The sequence below is a fragment of the Roseixanthobacter psychrophilus genome (genome assembly GCF_043195195.1).
Classification (GTDB): domain Bacteria; phylum Pseudomonadota; class Alphaproteobacteria; order Rhizobiales; family Xanthobacteraceae; genus NCEH01.
Window position 1 is genome coordinate 254,935 of record NZ_JBAFWT010000005.1, and the last position, 18,532, is coordinate 273,466.

The 18,532-nt window shown below is 66.4% G+C and carries 18 protein-coding genes; 3 read left to right on the plus strand and 15 right to left on the minus strand.

Features of this window, described 5'->3' with window-relative positions; all coding sequences use genetic code 11:
* Window positions 1-2 precede the first annotated feature (2 nt).
* Genes V5F77_RS07980 through V5F77_RS07990 form a run of 3 tightly spaced genes read right to left on the minus strand, consistent with a single transcriptional unit; the run spans window position 3 to window position 2,351 of the window.
* Window positions 3-716, minus strand: a complete 714-nt coding sequence (locus tag V5F77_RS07980; protein WP_429004808.1) for a fumarylacetoacetate hydrolase family protein — start codon at window positions 714-716, stop codon at window positions 3-5.
* Window positions 717-724: 8 nt separating this feature from the next.
* A complete protein-coding gene (locus tag V5F77_RS07985) occupies window positions 725-1,606 on the minus strand; it encodes a polysaccharide deacetylase family protein (RefSeq protein ID WP_429004809.1) in 882 nt (293 codons plus the stop codon).
* Between the two features lie 46 nt (window positions 1,607-1,652).
* Window positions 1,653-2,351 carry an HpcH/HpaI aldolase family protein gene (locus V5F77_RS07990; RefSeq protein WP_429004810.1) on the minus strand — a complete coding sequence of 233 codons (699 nt, stop codon included), beginning with the start codon at window positions 2,349-2,351 and terminating at the stop codon, window positions 1,653-1,655.
* A 367-nt stretch (window positions 2,352-2,718) separates the two neighbouring features.
* On the opposite strand from V5F77_RS07990, the gene V5F77_RS07995 reads away from it, so the two are divergent.
* Window positions 2,719-3,474 carry a GntR family transcriptional regulator gene (locus tag V5F77_RS07995; RefSeq protein ID WP_429004811.1) on the plus strand — a complete coding sequence of 252 codons (756 nt, stop codon included), beginning with the start codon at window positions 2,719-2,721 and terminating at the stop codon, window positions 3,472-3,474.
* 78 nt (window positions 3,475-3,552) lie between these two features.
* Window positions 3,553-3,963: a VOC family protein gene (locus V5F77_RS08000; RefSeq protein ID WP_429004812.1), complete on the plus strand. Its 411-nt coding sequence runs from the start codon at window positions 3,553-3,555 to the stop codon at window positions 3,961-3,963.
* A 12-nt stretch (window positions 3,964-3,975) separates the two neighbouring features.
* Here V5F77_RS08000 and V5F77_RS08005 read toward each other — a convergent pair whose 3' ends face one another.
* The 6 genes from V5F77_RS08005 to V5F77_RS08030 form a co-directional block, all read right to left on the minus strand.
* Window positions 3,976-5,382: an amidase family protein gene (locus tag V5F77_RS08005; protein WP_429004813.1), complete on the minus strand. Its 1,407-nt coding sequence runs from the start codon at window positions 5,380-5,382 to the stop codon at window positions 3,976-3,978.
* A 101-nt stretch (window positions 5,383-5,483) separates the two neighbouring features.
* Window positions 5,484-6,179: a cyclase family protein gene (locus tag V5F77_RS08010; protein WP_429004814.1), complete on the minus strand. Its 696-nt coding sequence runs from the start codon at window positions 6,177-6,179 to the stop codon at window positions 5,484-5,486.
* 54 nt (window positions 6,180-6,233) lie between these two features.
* A complete protein-coding gene (locus V5F77_RS08015) occupies window positions 6,234-6,980 on the minus strand; it encodes an ABC transporter ATP-binding protein (protein ID WP_429004815.1) in 747 nt (248 codons plus the stop codon).
* Window positions 6,977-8,773 carry a branched-chain amino acid ABC transporter ATP-binding protein/permease gene (locus tag V5F77_RS08020; protein ID WP_429004816.1) on the minus strand — a complete coding sequence of 599 codons (1,797 nt, stop codon included), beginning with the start codon at window positions 8,771-8,773 and terminating at the stop codon, window positions 6,977-6,979. The genes V5F77_RS08015 and V5F77_RS08020 overlap by 4 nt, the downstream gene beginning before the upstream one ends.
* The gene (locus V5F77_RS08025) at window positions 8,770-9,645 is read right to left on the minus strand and encodes a branched-chain amino acid ABC transporter permease (protein ID WP_429004817.1); all 876 of its coding nucleotides are present in this window, start codon (window positions 9,643-9,645) and stop codon (window positions 8,770-8,772) included. The genes V5F77_RS08020 and V5F77_RS08025 overlap by 4 nt, the downstream gene beginning before the upstream one ends.
* A gap of 129 nt (window positions 9,646-9,774) precedes the next feature.
* Window positions 9,775-10,923, minus strand: coding sequence for an ABC transporter substrate-binding protein (locus V5F77_RS08030; protein ID WP_429004832.1), 1,149 nt, complete (start codon window positions 10,921-10,923; stop codon window positions 9,775-9,777).
* 346 nt (window positions 10,924-11,269) lie between these two features.
* On the opposite strand from V5F77_RS08030, the gene V5F77_RS08035 reads away from it, so the two are divergent.
* A complete protein-coding gene (locus V5F77_RS08035) occupies window positions 11,270-12,232 on the plus strand; it encodes a LysR family transcriptional regulator (RefSeq protein ID WP_429004818.1) in 963 nt (320 codons plus the stop codon).
* Window positions 12,233-12,291: 59 nt separating this feature from the next.
* Here V5F77_RS08035 and V5F77_RS08040 read toward each other — a convergent pair whose 3' ends face one another.
* The 6 genes from V5F77_RS08040 to V5F77_RS08065 form a co-directional block, all read right to left on the minus strand.
* The gene (locus V5F77_RS08040; protein ID WP_429004819.1) at window positions 12,292-12,975 is read right to left on the minus strand and encodes an aspartate/glutamate racemase family protein; all 684 of its coding nucleotides are present in this window, start codon (window positions 12,973-12,975) and stop codon (window positions 12,292-12,294) included.
* A 14-nt stretch (window positions 12,976-12,989) separates the two neighbouring features.
* Entirely contained in the window at window positions 12,990-13,622 is a 633-nt protein-coding gene (gene otnC / locus V5F77_RS08045) for a 3-oxo-tetronate 4-phosphate decarboxylase (RefSeq protein ID WP_429004820.1), read from the minus strand.
* A 5-nt stretch (window positions 13,623-13,627) separates the two neighbouring features.
* Window positions 13,628-14,905: a 3-oxo-tetronate kinase gene (gene otnK / locus V5F77_RS08050; protein ID WP_429004821.1), complete on the minus strand. Its 1,278-nt coding sequence runs from the start codon at window positions 14,903-14,905 to the stop codon at window positions 13,628-13,630.
* A gap of 52 nt (window positions 14,906-14,957) precedes the next feature.
* On the minus strand, window positions 14,958-15,902 hold the full coding sequence (locus V5F77_RS08055) for a 3-hydroxyacyl-CoA dehydrogenase (RefSeq protein WP_429004822.1): 945 nt from the start codon (window positions 15,900-15,902) through the stop codon (window positions 14,958-14,960).
* A gap of 82 nt (window positions 15,903-15,984) precedes the next feature.
* Window positions 15,985-16,716 carry an ABC transporter ATP-binding protein gene (locus V5F77_RS08060; protein ID WP_429004823.1) on the minus strand — a complete coding sequence of 244 codons (732 nt, stop codon included), beginning with the start codon at window positions 16,714-16,716 and terminating at the stop codon, window positions 15,985-15,987.
* Window positions 16,703-18,457, minus strand: coding sequence for a branched-chain amino acid ABC transporter ATP-binding protein/permease (locus V5F77_RS08065; RefSeq protein ID WP_429004824.1), 1,755 nt, complete (start codon window positions 18,455-18,457; stop codon window positions 16,703-16,705). The genes V5F77_RS08060 and V5F77_RS08065 overlap by 14 nt, the downstream gene beginning before the upstream one ends.
* Between the last annotated feature and the right edge of the window lie 75 nt (window positions 18,458-18,532).

Here is an 18,532-nt window from a genome sequence, read left to right on the forward strand (position 1 = left end):
TCTCAGGCCTCCGGTTCGCCGATGGTGAGGGTCAAGGTCCCGAAGCCGTCGATGGCGCCGACGATGCGGTCCCCCGGGCGCATCTCGCCGACCCCGGCGGGTGTGCCGGTCATGATCAGGTCGCCGGGCTCCAGCATATAGGAGCGCGAGAGGTTGGAGACGATCTCCGGCACGTTCCAGATCATTTGCGCGAGGTCGCCGCGCTGATGCTCGACGCCGTTGACGCTGAGCGTGATGGCGCCGTGCGCGGGATCGCCGCCGGTACCGGCGGGGTACAGCGGGCCGCACGGGGCGGAGAGATCGAACGCCTTGCCGGCTTCCCACGGCAGGCGCTTGTCGCGGCAATCGCGCTGGCGGTCGCGGCGGGTCAGGTCGATGCCGATGCCATAGCCGAAGATGGCATCCTGCGCCTGCGCGACGTCGATGTTGCGCGCGGTCGCGCCGATGGCGACCACCAGCTCGATCTCATACTGGAAATCGCGGGTATCGGCAGGATAGGGAATGGTGGCGCCGTCGGCGACGATGCTGTCGCGCGGCTTCTGGAAGAAGAAGGGCGGGTCGCGTTCGTCTTCCGCTTCCTTCATCTCGCGGATATGGGCAAGGTAATTGCGGCCGACGCAATAGACGCGGCGCACGGGGAAGCGAGTCTCGCGGCCCACCACGGGCAGAGAGACGACCTCGGGAACGGGAACGGCGAAGGCGGTCGAAGGGCTCATGGATCTGCTCACGCCTTTGTCTTTGTCGCCTGGTACCAGTCGAGGATCTCTTCCCCGTTCCAGAACAGCACGTCGCCGAGGCTCGCGGCATAGTCGTAGATCTGTTCCAGATACTTGATGCGGTGGGGCTGGCCGGAGATGTAGGGGTGGATCGCCACCGCCATGATCTTCGCCCGCTCTTCGCCCTCGGCATGCAGGCGGTCGATGCTGTCCTTGAAGCGCTGCACCCAATAGGCCGATTCATGATGGGCCACGGCCATCATGGGAATGTCGTTGTGCTCGACCGTATAGGGCAGCGTCACCAGCGACCCCTTGGCGGTGGAGATGTCGCAGGGCTCGTCGTCCCACACCCAGTCGCCGATATATTTGACGCCGGCCTCGGCGAGGTTTTCCGGCGTGTCGAGGGTCTGCGTGAGGCCCGGTCCAAGCCAGCCCTTGGGCCTCTTGCCGGTGAATGTCTCCAGGATGTCCATGGAGCGGAAGATCATGCCGCGCTGATCCTCCTGCTTGTGGATCGGCCCCTGGTCATAGGCGTGGCCCATGAATTCCCACCCGGCGTCGCGTGCCTGCGCGGCCACGCGCTCATAATCCTCGCACACCCGGGCATTGATGGAGAGGGTGGGGCGGATGCCGAGCTTTTCGTACAATTTGAAGAAGCGCCATGCGCCGACCCGCATGCCGTATTCGTGCCAGCTCCAGTTCGGCACGTCGGGCAGCAGCACCTGTCCGGTGGGGGCGGGAAGAACCTGGCGGGCCATGGGGCGGGCAATGTCCCACACCTCGAAATTCACGATGGTCCAGAGCACCACGCGCGCCTTGCCGGGCAGCTTGAGCGGCGGGCGGTCGACAATGGCGGAAAAGGGCGCGCGTTCGCGCGGCAGCATGGTCATCGAAACTCTCCGCGAAATGCAGCGATGCGGGAACAATGCGGGTGTGTCATGCGGCTGCCGCCCGCCGGATGGCGACCACGCCGGGGCGCAGCAGGGATTCCAGCGTCGCATAAAGAAAAGTGGCGCCGCGCCCGACCCAGTGCGCCGTGGTCTGCTCGGTCACCGGAAGGCCGAATGCGCGGCCGGCGGCGGCGAGGCGCAAGGTGATGTCGTCCACCGCGGCCACCAGTTCGGGGCGGCTGGTATCGCCGAGGAACCCCATGGAATGGGAGAGGTCGTTGGGTCCGACGAGGATCAGGTCGATGCCGGGCGCAGCGGCGATCTCGTCGAGCTTGGCGTGGCCTTCGACGCTCTCGATCTGGGCGATCAGCATCAGGTCGGCTGCCCGGCCGCGTGTGGCCGCGCGCGCCGTCGCGTAAAGCATCGCGCAGGCCTCGGCGCTTTCAACCTGGGGCAGGACCAGGCCGTCGATGCCGCAATCGAAATAGCGGGTGAGGATCGCGGGATCCTTCGAGGGCGAGCGCACCACCGCGCTCATGCCGCTCGCCTGGGCGATACGGGCGAGCATCGGCACGCTCTCTATGGAGATCGCCGTACGCTCGCAATCGATGAACAGGCAGTCTGCGCCACAGGCCGCGAGCGCCTCGACCGCCGACAGTGACACCCCGCCCGGATTGACCGCCAGGACCGGCCGACCGGAGAGGATGGTTGCCTTGGTGCGTGGGGGGCTGACGCGGACCCTCATGTCGCCGCTCCGCCGCGGGGCAGGCGGCGCGCGTGCCGGACCGGCAGCACAGCCGACATGCGGCCGTTGGCAGCGGCAAATCCTATGGGGGCGAGCGGGGCGGACATTGGGTTCAGCAGTCCTTCCTGGTGCGGTCTGAGAATGCAAAAATTGCGTACAATCTTCGTAGCGTCAAGAATGAATGTATACAATTCGTGACTAAAAAATCACCGGCTTCTGCCCCCATTTTAGGCTTGAAGCTATGTATTTTCGGGGCCTATCTGATCAGATACCGTCCCGGACACTCGCTTCTGCGATGGAAAGGATTGTATCCTTGCACGGGCTGGGTATGGCGGCTATGGCTGGTCAAAAGGAGCTTCCACCCCGCATGTCAGCGACCGTTTCCGACGCGCTTGGCGAATCTGCCCCGGACTCTTTGCCGGAAGGGACGGATGCAGGCCGCGCGCCCACCCGCTCGCTCTCGGTCGCCGATCGCATTCGCGCGTCGATCCTCTCGGGGGATTTCGAGCCTGGCGCGCGGCTTCACGAGGTGCGGCTCAGCGAGCGGCTCGGGGTATCGCGCACGCCGATTCGCTCGGCGCTCCAGTCGCTCGCCAGCGAGGGCCTGCTCGAATATGCGCCGAACCGCGGCTATTCGGTGCGCCGTTTCCTCACCTCCGAGATCGTCGATGCCTATGAGATCCGCACCATGCTGGAATCCCTGGCGGCGCGGCTCGCCGCCGAGCGCGGCCTCAGCGACGAGGAGCGGGCGGTGATCGAGGGGGCGCTCGCCGATGGCGACGCCATTCTTGCCAAGGAAGACTTGGGGGAAGCGGACCGGATCGGCTACGGCGCGGTCAATTTCGCCTTCCACGACACCATCCACACTGCCTCGCGCTGCCGCATGCTGGGGGACATGATCCGCATGTGCCAGAGCGTGCCCCAATCCTCGCACCGCAACGTGGTGTCGTTTGAATATCTCGAAGTGCGCCGTCGGCACGAGGATCATCATCGCATCTATGACGCCATTCTCCTCCGCGATGCCTATCGTGCGGAAATGCTGATGCGCGAGCATGTGGCGAGCGTGAAGACCGGGCTGGTGCGCTCCATCAGCGGGCGGGCGCCCACCCGTCGCGGCCGCTGAAGTCCGCGCGCGCTGGCGAGGTGTGCCAGCCTGCTTTACCTTCCCTGCCGCCTGAACAAAGCTGCGGGGGAGAGACACGTGCAGATCGCATCCATCGACCATATCGTGCTGACGGTGGCGGACATTGACCGCACCGTGGAATTTTACACCCACGTTCTCGGCATGCGCAAAGAGGTGTTCGGCGAAAGCCGCGTGGCGCTCGCGTTCGGCGCACAGAAGTTCAACCTTCAGGACGGGCGTTCGACGCAGGATATCGTGGCAATCGCAGAGCACCCGACCCCAGGTTCAGTGGACCTGTGCCTCCTTTCCGCGGTCCGTCTCGATGAGGTCATAGCCCATCTCGCGGCGTGCCAGGTGCCGATCGTCGCCGGCCCGGTGCGGCGCACCGGCGCGACCATGCCGCTGCGCTCTGTTTACATCCACGATCCCGACGCCAATCTGATCGAGATTTCCGTCCGCTGGGAGGATGAAACGGCGGCGACCGCCTGAGCCGGCATCCGCTCAGGCGTCGAATGCCCGCACGTTGTAGCCGGCCGGCTGGGTGCGGGCATAGGCGCAGGCGGCGCGCACCACATCGTCCTCGCAATAGGCGCGCGCGACGATCTGCAGCCCCACCGGCATCCCGTCGTCCGCGATCCCTGCACACACCGCGCCGGCCGGCTGGCCGGTGAGGTTGAAGGGATAGGTGTAGAACACCCAGGAGACGAGGTTGCGGTCGGGCAGGCTGTCGGGAATGTTCTTGCCGGCATCGAGCGAGGTCACGGGCAGCACCGGCGAGATCAGGATGTCGTAGCGCTCGAAGAAGGTCCGCAGCTTCTCGCGCAGGGCGTAGCGCTCGAACACGCTGGAATAATAGCTGCGCATCTCCTGCGCGAGCGCGGGGGCCAGCACGTCGGCCACCGCCGGGTCGAGCAGATCGCGCTGGTTCTCCATGAAGGACCGCAGGCGGATGCCGACGCCGGCATAGAATTCCGCGGTCCAAAGGTCGGCGGGGTCGGCGTCGAACACGTTCTCCACCAAGTCTACATGGCAGCCGAGGCTCTCGAATGTCTTGGCGGCGCGGTCGGTGATCGCCAGCACTTCCGGCGCCGGGCGGGCATAGCCCAGCGTCGGGCTGTAGGCGACGCGCATGCCGGCAACCGAAGCCTGGGTAGCGCCCATCACGTCCGGCACCGGGCCCGCGACGCCGAACGGGTCGCGCCGGTCGGGACCGGCAATGGCCGAGAACAGCAGTGCCGCGTCTTCCATCGAACGCGCGAGGGGCCCCACATGAGCGAGCGTCGGCGTGGCGGAGGTCGGCCACACCGGCACGCGGCCGAAATGCCCCTTGATGCCGGCAAGCCCCGTGAAGGCGCAGGGAATGCGCACCGAGCCGCCGCCGTCGGTGCCGAGCGCGAACGGCGTGATGCCCGCCGCCACCGAGGCGGCCGCCCCGGCGCTGGAGCCGCCGGGCGTCTTGTCGAGATTCCAGGGGTGGCGCGTGATGCCGGTCAGCGGGCTGTCGCCCACCGGCTTGCAGCCGAATTCGCTGGTGGTGGTCTTGCCGATCAGAATGGCGCCGGCGGCTTTTGCGCGCTCGACGGCGGGAGCATCCACCTGGGCTATATTCTCCGCCATGGTGCGCGAGCCGGAGGCATAGCGCTGGCCCTTCACCGCCATGAGGTCCTTGGCCGAGAACGGCAGGCCGTGCAGCAGGCCGAGCGGCGCGCCTTTCATCACCGCATCCTCGGCGCGGCGGGCGGCGGCCATGGCCTCGTCCTCCATCAGCACGAAGAAGGCGTTGAGCGTGCCCTGGGTCGCCTGGGCCTTGTCCAGCGCCCGCCGCGTCACTTCCACCGGCGAAATCTCCCGCGCGACGATGCGGCGGCGCAGCTCCAGGGCGCTCATGGTGTCGAATGCGGCGGACATCGGGCTCTCCGGGCAAAGGCAAATGAACGACGCACCGGATGGTTGGCAGTCACCATCCGGTGCGCCGATACGTCTCGTCAGGGCATCAGAGACGTATGCGGTCAGTTGAGGATGGCGAACGCGCGCACCGGGGAGCCCGAGCCGCCCTTGAACTTCAACGGCGCGCCGAAGAACTGGAACTCTCCCTTGCCGATCAGTTCCTCCAGGTTCACCAGCCATTCCCAATGGCTGACCCCGAGGTCGCGGCACAGGCGGTGCTGGGCGAAGATGTTGTCGGTGGGCTTGTCGGTGGAGGGGCCTTCGACGCCGTGCATCTTGGAGCCGCGATCATAGAGCCACTGGGTGGCTTCCACGGTCAGCAGCGGGTTTTTCCAAACCGAATCCAGGGTCGGATAATTGCGCGCGTGGAAGCCGGTGCACAGCAGCACGATATGCCCGTCCACGGTCACGCCGGCCTTCTTCTCGGCTGCTTCCATGTCTTCGGCGGTGATGTCGCCGAGGTCGGGGATGTGGCGCAGGTCGAAGCACACGGCCTTGCCCATGAACATCTCCAGCGGCATCTCGTCCACCGGCGCGCCCTCGGCGTTCACGTGGCGATAGGCGTCCACATGGGTGCCCACATGGTCCAGCATGGCGATGAAATTGGTCTGGAAGGTCATGGCATCGCCGGGCACGCCGAGATTGAGTGCCTTGGATCCCTCATGGCTCATATGGGTAGTGATCACCGGCCGCTGGAACAGCTTGTGGGCCGGCATATTGTCCTCGATGAGGAGGCTCAGATCGATGACTTTGGACATGGTTGCTCCTTGGCGGGCTTGGTCTTCGGGTGAATTGCTGGCATTCGGGCGCGTTCAGGCCGCCGCCTTTTTCTTCTTGCCGAGGAACGCCTCCATCACCTCGGGATCGCGCGCGAGATCCGCGCTCGGCCCGTGGCGCGCCACCCGCCCGTTCGCGATCACATAGGCGTGGTCGGCGATGGCGAGCGCGTAGGAGGCAAGCTGTTCGACAAGCAGAATGGTGAGGCCGTCCTTGTTGAGGTCGGCGAGGACCCGCATGAGCTGGTCGACGATCTTGGGGGCGAGGCCGAGCGAAAGCTCGTCGATGATGAGCAGCTCGGGCTCCGCCATCAGCCCGCGCGCGATGGCCAGCATCTGCTGCTCGCCGCCGGACATGGAGCCGGCCTGCTGGGGCAGCCGCTCCTTCAGGCGCGGAAACAGCGTGAGCACTTTCTCCAGGGTTGCCTTGGAGCGCTCGGACTTGAGCCCGCCATGGGCATAGGCGCCGAGGATGAGATTGTCCTCGACGCTCTGGTCGGGAAACAGTAGGCGCCCTTCCGGCACCATCACCAGGCCGCGGGCCACCTTCTTGTTGGCGGAGAGGCGGGTCGTGTCCTCGCCCTTGAACAAGACCTGCCCGCCGGACGGCCGCACGAGCCCGGTGGCGCCGCGCACCATGGAGGATTTGCCGGCGCCGTTGTTGCCGATGACGGCGACCAGTTGACCGCGCTTCACGCTCAACGAGATGTCGCGCACCGCCACCGCCGCGCCGTAGCGCAGTTCCAGGCTGCGGATGTCGAGCAGGATTTCGCCTTCGCTCATGCCAGTTCCTCCTCAGCCTTGTCCTGGTCCAGGGAGGCGCCGAAATAGGCCTCGATCACGCGCGGATCCTCCTGCACCACGGCAGGGGTGTCGCTGGCGATCACTTGCCCGTAGTCCAGCACGGTAACGGTGTCGGCGACCGCCATGATCAGTTCCACATGATGCTCGATCAGCAACACCGAGATGCCGAGGGCGGCGATGCGGCGGATCATGGCCTCCAGTTCGTCGATCTCCTGGGTGGTGAGGCCGGCGGCGGGTTCGTCCAGCAGCAGCAGGCGGGGTTTCGCCGCCAGCGCGCGGGCGATTTCCAGCCGCCGCTGAAGGCCGAAGGGCAGGAAGCGGGCCTGCTCGTTGGCATAGGCATCGAGCCCGACGAAGGTGAGCAGGCCGATGGCGGCGCGCCGGCTTTCCTTTTCTTCCCGCCGCAGGCGCGGGGTGCGCAGCAGCGCGTCAGCGATGCCGTAGGTCAGGCGCTGCTGGTAGCCCACCATGACGTTTTCCAGCACCGTGAGGTCGCCGAACAATTCGGTGTTCTGGAACGTGCGGGCGAGACCGATCCGGGCGATCTCGTGGGAGCGCTTGCCGGTGAGCTGGATGCCGTCCAGTTCGAATTCGCCCTCGGTCGGCTGGTAGAAGCCGGAAATGGTGTTCACGAACGTCGACTTGCCGGCGCCGTTCGGCCCGATCAGGGCATGCACCTCGCCGGGCTTCACCCGCAGCGACGCCTTGGAAAGGGCGGTGAGGCCACCGAAGCGCACGGTCAGGTCGCGCGCCACCAGCTCTGCCTCTCCCTCGCGCACGTCGCGGCGCAGGGTCTGCTCGGCCGGGATGCCTTCGGCCGGGTCCGCCTCGCGCTTCTGCGGCTTGAGGCGCGTGACCAGCGACCAGAGGGTGCCGACGATGCCGCGCGGCAGGGCGAACATCACCACCAGCAGCAGCGCGCCATAGGCGAACTTCTGCCAGAGCTGGAATTGCTGCAGGAACTCGGGGAGATAGGTGAGGATATAGGCGCCGATCACCGGCCCGAAGGTGGAGGCGGCCCCGCCCAGGATCACCATCAGCAGGAAGCGCACGCTATCCGAGAAGGTGAAGATGTCGGGCGAGATGTAGGAATTGAGGAAGGCGTAGAAGCTGCCGGCGATGCCTGCCGTCACCGAGGCGACGACGAAGGCCAGCGTGCGCATGGCGGTGGCGTTGACGCCCAGCGCCCGCGCCGCGGTCTCGCTCTGCGACACCGCCAGCATCGCCCGCCCATAACGCGAGAGCTTGAGGTTGTGGGTGGCTAGCGTCGCCAGGAACAGGGTCACGGCGAGGACGCCGTAAAAGGCGAAGCCTGAAATTCGATACCCGAAGATATTGGGACGGGGGATCGAGGACAGGCCGGTGGTGCCGCCCGTGAGCGACTGCCATTCGATGGCGACATTCTCGACGATGATGCCGAAGGCGATGGTGACGACCGCGAGATAGACCCCGCGCACCCGCACCGTCGGATAGGCCAGTAGCACGCCGAACAGACCCGACACGATGGCCGCGCCGATGCAGGCGCTCAACATGTCGAAGCCGAGCCGCACCGCGAGTATCGCACCGGTATAGGAGCCGAGGGCGAACAGGCCCGCCTGGCCGAGCGAGACGAGGCCGGTGAGGCCCACCAGCACGTTCAGGCCCACGGCGATCACGCCATAGATCAGGAACAGCATGAACAGGCGCAGCTCGTACTCGTTGCCGGCGGTGAGCGGCACCACGACCAGGATCGCGGCGAAGACGAGGAAGCCGAGTGTGGTGAGGTGTCTCATACCTTGAGCACCTCCCTTTTGCCGAACAGGCCCTGCGGAAACACCAGCAGAACCAGGATCATGGAAGAGAAGCCGATGATCTCGCGGGCGGCGGTGGAGATGTAGCCCTCGACGAACTTCTCCATCACGCCGAACAGCAGGCCGGCGATGACCACTCCCGGCGCGCTGGTGATGCCGCCGATGATGGCGACAGCGAACCCCTTCAGCCCCAGCAGCGTGCCCATGGTGGCGGAAACCTGGATCACCGGCGCCACCAGAATGCCCGCCGCGGCGCCGAACAGGGCCGCGAGGCCGAAGGAGAAGGCGACGATGCGATTGACGTCGATGCCCATCAGGGCGGCGGCGCGCTTGTCATGGGCCACGGCCTGCATGGCGCGGCCGACCAGCGTGTGCTTCTGCATGAATTTCAGGCCGATCATGGCGAGGATCGCGACCAATGGGATCAGCAGTTCCTGGGGATAGATTCCGGCGCCCATGATGTGCACGGCCTTCTCCACCCCAGGCGAAGGCAGGGGGCGGGAAAAGCCGCCGAACTGCATGGTGGCGAGGCTCTCGATCATGATGCCGACCGCGATCGTGGTGAGCATCCAGCCGATGGAGGTGGTGCCGCCGGTGAACGGGCGCACGGCGAAGCGTTCCAGCAGAATGCCGAACAGCGCGCCGGCGACCACGCCGAGTAGGCAGGCGAGCCAGAGCGGGAGGCCGGCATCGACGCCCAGCACGGCGAGGACGGCGCCGATCATCAGCGTGTCGCCATGGGCGAAATTCACCGCCTTGGCGGCGGTCCACATGATGTGGAAGCCGAGTGCCACGAGGGCATAGATGCCGCCGATGGCGAGGCCCGATAAGGTGTATTGGATAAAGGTGCTCATGGCGCCGCCCGTGTGTTGGCCTTTGGTGGTGTCGCCGCAGCGTTGCGCGCAGCCCCCTCCCTGGCCCCTCCCCAGCCCTCTCCCGCGTGCGGGGGAGGGCTGGGGAGGGAATGCCGGGAACGCCCGACCTCAGTTGGTCTTGCCGTACTTGGTCTGCTCGATGGGCAGCAGCTTGCCGTCCACCCACACCGTCAGCTTGTAGTATTTCGGCAGGATCGCGTCCTGGCGCTCCGGGTCCTTGGCGTCGAAGGCCGGCTTGTACTCGGCGACCAGGCCATCGAGGTTCACCGTGTAGAGCGCGTCGTGCACCTTCTTCCAGTCGAAGGCGCCAGCCTTTTCGATGGCCGCGGCGATGATGTAGACCGCGTCATAGGCATTGGCGACGCCCGAGGGCATCTTGATGTCGGAGGGTTGCTTCAGCCCGTACTTGGCCTGGAGCTTTTCCCACAGCGCCTTCTTCTTGGGATCCATGTCGCCCATGAAGGTATAGGTCTGGATGACTTCGACGCCGTCCGCCAGCGGGCCGGCGAGTTCGCCGAGGTTTCCAGCGATGCCCCAGGCGCCGATGATGGTCGGCTTGTAGCCCACCTTGTCCATGGACCGCAGGATCTGGTTGCCCTCGCGGTCGAGCGCCCAGAACAGCACCACGTCCGCCCCGGCATCGCGGGCGCGGATCACCTGCGGGCTCATGTCCTGGTCGCCCCAGTTGAAGGTCTCGGTGGCCACCAGCTCCTTGCCGGCCTTGGCCATGGCGTCCTTCACGTCGGGCAGGGCGCCGTTGCCCCAGCCGGTATTCTCGTAGAAGAAGGCGACCTTGCCGGTCTTGGAGGACTTCAGCGCCTGCTCGACGAGGAAGCGCGCCACCCATTTGTCCTTCGCCGAGACGCGGAACATGTAATTGGGGTTGGCACCGTTCTCGATCGCCTTCGTGTTGGCGGCCAGCACGCCCACATAGGGAATGCCGATCTCGTTCACCGGCTCGGCCTGTGCGACGGCGACGGTGGAATGGTAGCCGCCGAGGATGGCGACGCATTTGTCGGCGAGGGCGATGCGCCGGGTGTTGTCGACGCCGCGCGGCGGGGCGCCGGCATCGTCATACTGGACGAAGCTGAGCTTCTTGCCGAGCACGCCGCCCTTGGCGTTGATCTCCTCGATGGCGATTTCCGCGCCCATCTTGATGGCGGCTCCGCCGAATGCGGCGGGACCCGTGGTGGCGGCGGAGTTGCCGATGCATGGCTGCTGCTGCGCCATCGCGAGGGTGGACGACAGGCCGATCATCACCGTCGCGGCCAGCAGGCGGTCGCGTAAAAAATTCTGTGAAGGCATGTATTTATACTCCTGTTGTCTACAGGATGTGTGGGCATTTCGCCCGTGTTCCCATCTGCACAATAAAGCTACCGACAAGTTCGGTTGCCCCGCAAAGATGATTTTCCAATCATCGATATAGGTACGTCCTATAATATCAAATTATAGGCAGATGTGATGCTCGCAAAACTAACATAAGTGCATATAAAAAATAGACTATTTCAATATCTATGCCCATAGTTTGAGCAGCTTGGCGCTTAGGAAGTCGTTTGACAAATCGACCGCCCTGATCAGAATTCAACGGTCGCAAAGGTGGTCAATGGATCTTCGTCAGCTCAAATACTTCGTCCAGATTGCGGAGAGCGGAAATTTCTCCCGCGCCGCGGAAATTCTCCGGGTGGCGCAGCCCTCCTTGAGCCAGCAGATGAAAAATCTGGAGGATGAACTGGGCGTCGAACTGCTGGTGCGCCATGCGCGCGGCGTGACCCCTACGGAAATCGGCCAGCAACTCTATGATCACGCCCGCCGCATCCTCCAGGAGGTGGACCGGGTGAAGGACGTGGTGCGCTCGCAATCGGAAAACCCCTCCGGTCGCGTTTCGGTCGGCCTGCCCACGTCCGCCTGCCGCGGCCTCGCCATTCCGCTGATCAATGCCTTGGCCGAGCGCCAGCCCAACATCACCTTGCACGTGGTGGAGGCGATGACCGGCTATCTCGACGAATTCCTCCAGCTCGGCCGGCTCGATGTGGCGCTGCTTTACGATCATAAGGCGTTCGAGCATGTCGCCTGGACCGAGATGATGGTCGAGGATCTGATGCTGTTCGTGCCGCCGGATCATCCCCTGGCGGCGGAGGGCGAGGTCTCGTTCAAGCGCATGTTCGAGCTGCCGATCGTGCTGCCGGGGCGGCCGAACGTGCTGCGCACGGTGGTGGAGCAGTTCGCCGCCCGCCATGATGTCGTGCCGGCCGCCATGGATTGCGACAGCCTGCCGGCCATCGCCAAGCTGGTGCGCCAGTCCACCGCGTTCGCGATCATGCCGCATTTCGCGCTGACCGAGGAAATGGCGCGCGGCGAGATGGTCGCAGTACGGATCGTCGATCCCACCCCCTCGTGGCGCCTGTCGGTGGTGGTCTCGCAGCGGACGATGAACGTGCGCGGCAGCGAGGCGGTGGCGCAGGTCATGGCCGATGTGATCGCCGGCATGGTCGAAGCCGGCGTCTGGCGCGCCCGGCTTCGGGCCGAGAAGGCGCGAGGAGACCTGGCGCGCGTGCTGGCGAAATAGCCTCTCGCCGGCGCGCTCTTTTCGGGACGAGTGCTGTCGGAGGGACGGGGCTCCGAGGTTCAGATCCGCGCCAGCGCCTGCTTCACGTGCTGCACGCCCAGTTCGGGACTGGTGAGGATCGGGATCGAAAAGCCGGCGTCGCCTTGCCCTTCCAGGGCCCGCGCCATCGAAGCCTGGGCCAGCACCACCACATCGACCTTGGGGGCGATTGCCGCGAGTTCGGTCCGCACCAGCGCGTCATGGCCCGCGCGGTCTCCCGCCGCGAGGCGCGCGAAGGCGCCCTCGCACACGCGGCTGGTGAGGGAGACGCGCGTGCCGGTCTGCGCCGCATGGTGCTTCAGCAGGTCGGCGGTGGGGGCGAGGGTGGTGGAGAGGGTTGCGAGCACGCCGATGCGCGTGCCCTTTTCCAGCGCCGCCAGGGCCATGCCGTCGTCGATCCGGAACAGCGGAACGGGGCAGAGCGGGATCGCCGCATCCACCGCCGGGCCGAGGGAAGAGCAGGTGACCAATATGGCTTCCGCGCCGGCGTCCACGGCGGACCAGACATAGCCGGCGAGCCGGCGCATGGTGAGGCGCGAGAGTTCACCCGTGCGGATGGTATTTCGCAGCAGGCTTTCGTCGACGATGTTGAATGGCTCCCAGCCCGGCAGATGGCGCTGGGTGAGATCCGCGAACACCGGGACCAGGCCGGCAACGGTGTGGATCAGGGCAAGGGAGCGCGGCGCGGTGTCCGGCATCGTCATGGCGCTTGGTCCGGTTATTTCGGGAATGCGGTGTGCAGTTCGTCGATCTGCGCCTGGGTGAGCAGGCGCGGCTGCCGGTCGCGCAGGAGCACCAGCAGCTTGGCGGTCTCCTCCAACTCCTCGGCGGCATAGACGGCGGTCTGGAGGTCCTTCGCGGTCACGACCGGACCGTGATTGGCGAGCAGCACGGCGGCGCATTCGCCCTTGAGGTCGCGGATCATGGTGCCCATGGCCGGATCGCCCGGCCGCACATAAGGCAGCAGCCGCACCCGGCCGACCCGCATCACCACGTATGGCGTCAGCGGCGCGACGCAGTCGTCGGGATTGATTTCCGGCAGGCAGGAGAGGGCGGTGGCATAGGTGGAATGCAGATGCACCACCGCCCCGGTACCGGGGCGCGTCTCGTAGAAGGCCCGGTGGAGAAACACCTCCTTCGAGGGCTTGTCGCCGGAGACGTGGCGAAAGTCCCAATCGAGCTTGGAGATGCGGCTGGCTTCAAGGAAGCCGAGGCAGGAATTGGTGGGGGTGATCAGCACCCCGTCATCCACGGCGACGGAGATATTCCCCGCCGAGCCGACCGAATAGCCGCGCTCGAACAAGGAGCGCGAGAGGCGGACCAGGAGGTCTCGGGTAGCGGCATCGCTCATGGCGTTCAGGCCCCCGTGCCGGAAATGGCGCTGAGCGCCTTGCCGAAGAAATCGGGCGCGCCGAAATTGCCGGACTTCAACGCCATGCCGAGCCCGGTCCCATCTTCCGCCACCAGCACCGGCACGCCGGGATCGATCTCCGGTCCGATGCGGAACGAGGTCACGCCCAGGGCCGAGACCACGGCGCCGGAGGTTTCCCCGCCGCCCACCACGATGCGGCGCATGCCGTTGTCGTAGAGCACCTTGGCGGTCTGCGCGAAGATGCCGTCCAGCTTGTGGGCGACTTCGCTGCGGCCGTACTTTTCCTGCAGCGCCGTCACCTGCTCGGGCTTGGAGGAGGAATAGACCAGGGGCGCCTTGCCGGGGTTGGCCTCGATGAAGGCCACCAGGTCGGCGGCGGAGATCGAGCCGTCCATCACCTTGTCCACGTCGATGGCCAGCACCGGGTGGTCCTTGCCGTGCACATCGATCTGCTGAAGCGTGGCGCGCGAGCAGCTTCCCACCAGCACCGCCTCGGGTCCGCCGATCAGGTCCACCGCCGGGTTGCCGCCCCGGGCAAGGCCGGCCGTGATGAAGTTGCGCGGCAGGCCGAGCGCGATGCCGGAGCCGCCGGTCATCAGGCGCGCATCGGCGCAGGCTGAGGCGATGGCGAGCAGATCGGCATTGGTCAGGGCATCGACAATGACGAGCCGCTCGCCTTTCTCCGCTGCGGCCGCAAGGCCTTCGCGGATCGCATCGGGGCCGCGTTGGAGCACGGTCCAGTCCACCAGCCCGACCGGGTCCTTGCACTGGAGCTTCAGCCAGCGGCGCAGGTCGGCGTCGGTCATGGGGTTGAGCGGGTGGTGCTCCATGCCGGATTCGTTCAGCAGGCGATCGCCGACGAACAGATGGCCCTTGTAGATGGTGCGCCCGGCGTCCGGGAAAGCGGAGCAGGCGATCACGCCCTTCACGCCGAGCCGCTGCGCCAGCGCCTCGCCCACCGGGCCGATATTGCCTTCCGGGGTGGAATCGAAGGTGGAGCAATATTTGAAGATCACCTGCCGGCAGCCCTGGGCTTCCAGCCAGTCGAGCGCCGCCAGAGACTGCGCCACCGCCTCGGCCGCCGGAATGGAGCGGCTCTTCAGGGAGATGACGCAGGCTTCCACATCATCCGCCGCCGGCACGCTCGGGATGCCGAGATATTGCACCGTCTTGAGGCCGCCTTCCGGCGCGATCCCCTTGGCGATGGTGTTGGCGATGTCGCTCGCCCCGGTGAAATCGTCGGCGATCACTCCAAGCAGCATGGCGGGCACTCTGTGAGAGATGGCGAGGGGCGGCGGATCGCTCCGCCGCCGGTCAGGCGTTTTCCTTCAGCACCGCGCGCTTGGCCTTCACCAGAGCGGCGAGACAGCGGTCGCGCCACGCCTTGCGGGCATCGAGCTTGTCCGCGGGGGTCTTCGCGCGCCGCTGCGCCTCGACCTGCGCGACCAGCGCTTCGCTCCACGGGCGCGGATCGGCCTGTTCCTTGGCGAGATCGTAATACATCGGGCCGAGCTTGGCGCAATAGTCCGCGACCCCGCCCTGGGCGTTGAGGTCGATGGTCTCGAACGGGCCCATGAAGAACCAGCGCAGGCCGAGGCCTTCCGAGATGGCGGCGTCCACGTCGGTGGCGGAGACGATGCCGTCCTCCACCAGGCGGAACGCCTCGCCCAGCACCGCGCTCTGCAGGCGGTTGACCACGAAGCCGGCGATCTCGCGATTGAGGCGGATCGGCACCTGGCCGACCTGCTTCATCAGCGCGTCGGTGCGTTCGACCACACTGGCGGCAGTCCAGGGGGCGGGGATGATTTCCACCAGCGGGATGAGGTGCGGCGGGTTGATGGGATGGGCCACCACGCAGCGCTCGCGGCCCTCGATCTCGGCCGTGAAGGAGGAGGCGGGCAGACCGGAGGTGGAGGAGGCGATCACCGCATCCGCCTTCACCAGCTTGGCCAGCTCCATATAGAGCGCCTGCTTGATGGGGAGCCGCTCGGGCGCGCTCTCCTGGATATAATCGGCGTCAGCCACGGCTTCAGCGAGGCTCGCGGCGGGCTTGAGGCGGGCGAGCACGGCGGCGACGGTCTCGCCGTTCAGCAGACCCTGCGCGGCAAGGCCAGGGGCGGCGCCGGCAGCAAAGTCGAGCGCGGCCTGCAATGAGGCGGGCGAGGGATCGTAGAGCGTCACGTCAAGGCCGGCGCGGGCGAAGACGAGGCCCCAGGAGCCACCCACGAGGCCGCAGCCGACAAGAGCGATTTTCGTCATCTGGGAATGTCCCGGTTGGAAGGCAAGAAGCCGGTGGCGGGCCGCGCCGCCGGTTCGGAAGAGGTGATCTGGCCGCTTGAACTCACGCGGAGGCGGCGAAGCCGCCGAGATAGGCGGCGCGCACCTGGGCGTTGTTCCATAATTCGTCCGGCTTTCCCGACACCAGCAGGGAGCCGGCCTCCAGCACATAGCCGCGGTCGGCGACCGAGAGGGCCATGTTGGCGTTCTGCTCCACCAGCAGCACGGTGGTGCCGCGTTCGCGGATCTGGGCGATGATGCGGAACACCTGCTGCACGATCTTCGGTGCAAGGCCGAGCGAGGGTTCGTCCAGCAGCAGCAGGCGGGGCTTGGCCATCAGGCCGCGCGCCACCGCCACCATCTGCATCTGCCCGCCGGAGAGGGTCCAGCTATAGGCGTGCTCCAGGCGTTGCAGATCGGGGAAGAAGGCGAACATCTCGTCCGCCTCGCGCTCCAATTGCGCGCGGCTGATGCCGGAGCGGTTGGAGGCGCCGAGCAGAATGTTGTCGCGCACCGTGAGGCCGGGAAACAGCCGCCGGCCTTCGGGCACGTGGGAAATGCCGAGGCGGGCGATCGCGCCGGTCTTCATGCCGAGGATCGAGGAACCCGCGAACAGGATCTCGCCCGAGGTATTGGGCATCAGGCCGGAAATGGAGCGCAGCGTCGTGGTCTTTCCGGCGCCGTTGGAGCCGAGGAGGGCGACGATCTCGCCCTCTTCGACCGTCAGGGTCAGGCCCTTGAGGACGTCGCTCGCGGTATAGCGCGCGGTAAGCCCCTTGATCTCAAGCAGCTTCATTTTGCGGCTCCCCCAGATAGGCGGCGATGACTTCGGGATGGCTGAGCACGGACTTGGGATCGCCGTCGGCGATGCCGCGGCCGAAGTTCAGCACCGTGATGCGGTCCGCCACCTGCTCGATCAGCTTCATGTCGTGGTCGATGATGACGATGGTCAGCCCATGGCCCTTCAGGCGCTTGAGCAGTTCCGCCATCTCGCCCTTTTCGGTCAGGTTGAGGCCGGCGGCCGGCTCGTCCAGCAGCAGGATCTCGGGCGAGCCGGCGAGGGCGCGGGCGATCTCCACATAGCGCTGGTGGCCATAGGGCAGGTCACCCACCGGCAGGTGCGCGACGTTGCGCAGGCCGACGAAGTCGAGTGCGGCGAGCGCCCGTTCCACCGTCGCGTCGGCGCCGGAAATGTCATTGCCGGGCCGCTCGGCGCCGATGGTGACATTCTCCAGCACCGAGAGGCCGCGGAACACGCGGATGTTCTGGTAGGTGCGGCACATGCCGCGCTTGGTGCGCTCGTGCGGCGGCAGAGCGGTGATGTCGTCGCCGAGCAGCTTTACCCGGCCTGCCGTCGCCACATAAAGACCGGTGATGACGTTGAGCATGGTGGTCTTGCCCGAGCCGTTGGGCCCGATCAGCGCATGCACCGACCCTTTGCGGACCTTGAAGTCCACGCCGTCGAGGGCTTTGAGGCCGCCGAAATGCTTGGCAAGGCCCGTGACGTCGAGCACCACGTCGGCCGAAATGGCGCCGGTGCGGCTGAGCAGCGGCAACGGGGGCACCGGCCCGGTCTCGACCGGGGCGGGCTTGAAGAAGCGCTTGGTGAGAAGACCCCAGACGCCGTTCGGCAGGAAGATCATGATGCCGATCACCGCCGCGCCATAGACCGCCAGATAGGCTTGGCGCAGGAAGCGCAGCCATTCCGGCAGCAGCACCAGCAGAACGGTGCCGAGCAGCGCGCCGATGGGCGATTGCACGCCACCCAGCAGCGCCATGGTGAGCAGCACAATGGATTCGTTGAAGGTGAACTGGTCCGGCGAGATGTAGGAGAAGGCACCGGCGAACAGGCCGCCGCCGAGGCCGCCCAGGGCGGCGCTGATGCCGAAGGCCACGGTCTTGGTGCGAAACACGTTGATGCCGCAGGTGGAGGCGGCGATCTCATTGTCGCGTACCGCCTGCATCGCCCGACCGAGGCGGCTGGTCTTCAGCAGGGTGGCATAGAGCGTGACCACCACCAGGAACACCATGCACAGGCCGAGATAGGTGGACCCGCCCGAGAGGTCGAGCGGCCCGATCACCGGGCGCGGCACGCCGGAAACGCCGTCCGGCCCGCGGGTGAGGCTGATCCAATTGGTCAGCACCATGGTGACGATCATCTGGAAGCCGATGGTCACCATGGCGAGATAATGCCCGCCGAGGCGCAGAGAGGCGAAGCCCAGCAACATGCCGCCGACCCCGGTCAGCACCACGCCCATGCCGAGCGCGACGAAGAAGGGCAGGCCGTAATCCACCGTGCCGAGGGCGACGCAATAGGCGCCGATGCCGAGGAACGCGGCCTGGCAGAGCGCGAGCTGGCCGCAATAGCCGAGCACGATGACGACGCCGGCGACGGCAATGGCGTAGGTCGCCGCCTGCATCATGATGTTGAGATAATAGCCGTGGGTCGGCGCCACGAGGGCGATGGCGATCACGGCAAGGATGGCGACGGCGCCGAACAGGAGGCCGCGATTGCGGCGCGAGGCTGCGGTGTTCATGGGTGCCTCCTCACGCCTTCTCGGCGATGCGTTCGCCGAACAGCCCCTCACATGAGGGCTTCGATCGTCAAGTGG

What these genes read in the sequence shown, in the direction of transcription:
- V5F77_RS08035 (WP_429004818.1), top strand. Translation starts at nt 11,270, where the DNA reads ATGGATCTTCGTCAGCTCAAATACTTCGTCCAGATTGCGGAGAGCGGA.
- V5F77_RS08055 (WP_429004822.1), bottom strand. Translation starts at nt 15,902, where the DNA reads ATGACGAAAATCGCTCTTGTCGGCTGCGGCCTCGTGGGTGGCTCCTGG.
- V5F77_RS08040 (WP_429004819.1), bottom strand. Translation starts at nt 12,975, where the DNA reads ATGACGATGCCGGACACCGCGCCGCGCTCCCTTGCCCTGATCCACACC.
- V5F77_RS08015 (WP_429004815.1), bottom strand. Translation starts at nt 6,980, where the DNA reads ATGAGCGAAGGCGAAATCCTGCTCGACATCCGCAGCCTGGAACTGCGC.
- otnK (WP_429004821.1), bottom strand. Translation starts at nt 14,905, where the DNA reads ATGCTGCTTGGAGTGATCGCCGACGATTTCACCGGGGCGAGCGACATC.
- V5F77_RS07985 (WP_429004809.1), bottom strand. Translation starts at nt 1,606, where the DNA reads ATGACCATGCTGCCGCGCGAACGCGCGCCCTTTTCCGCCATTGTCGAC.
- V5F77_RS07980 (WP_429004808.1), bottom strand. Translation starts at nt 716, where the DNA reads ATGAGCCCTTCGACCGCCTTCGCCGTTCCCGTTCCCGAGGTCGTCTCT.
- V5F77_RS08030 (WP_429004832.1), bottom strand. Translation starts at nt 10,923, where the DNA reads ATGATCGGCCTGTCGTCCACCCTCGCGATGGCGCAGCAGCAGCCATGC.
- V5F77_RS08065 (WP_429004824.1), bottom strand. Translation starts at nt 18,457, where the DNA reads ATGAACACCGCAGCCTCGCGCCGCAATCGCGGCCTCCTGTTCGGCGCC.
- V5F77_RS08005 (WP_429004813.1), bottom strand. Translation starts at nt 5,382, where the DNA reads ATGTCCGCCGCATTCGACACCATGAGCGCCCTGGAGCTGCGCCGCCGC.
- V5F77_RS08025 (WP_429004817.1), bottom strand. Translation starts at nt 9,645, where the DNA reads ATGAGCACCTTTATCCAATACACCTTATCGGGCCTCGCCATCGGCGGC.
- V5F77_RS08060 (WP_429004823.1), bottom strand. Translation starts at nt 16,716, where the DNA reads ATGAAGCTGCTTGAGATCAAGGGGCTTACCGCGCGCTATACCGCGAGC.
- V5F77_RS08010 (WP_429004814.1), bottom strand. Translation starts at nt 6,179, where the DNA reads ATGTCCAAAGTCATCGATCTGAGCCTCCTCATCGAGGACAATATGCCG.
- V5F77_RS07990 (WP_429004810.1), bottom strand. Translation starts at nt 2,351, where the DNA reads ATGAGGGTCCGCGTCAGCCCCCCACGCACCAAGGCAACCATCCTCTCC.
- otnC (WP_429004820.1), bottom strand. Translation starts at nt 13,622, where the DNA reads ATGAGCGATGCCGCTACCCGAGACCTCCTGGTCCGCCTCTCGCGCTCC.
- V5F77_RS08020 (WP_429004816.1), bottom strand. Translation starts at nt 8,773, where the DNA reads ATGAGACACCTCACCACACTCGGCTTCCTCGTCTTCGCCGCGATCCTG.
- V5F77_RS07995 (WP_429004811.1), top strand. Translation starts at nt 2,719, where the DNA reads ATGTCAGCGACCGTTTCCGACGCGCTTGGCGAATCTGCCCCGGACTCT.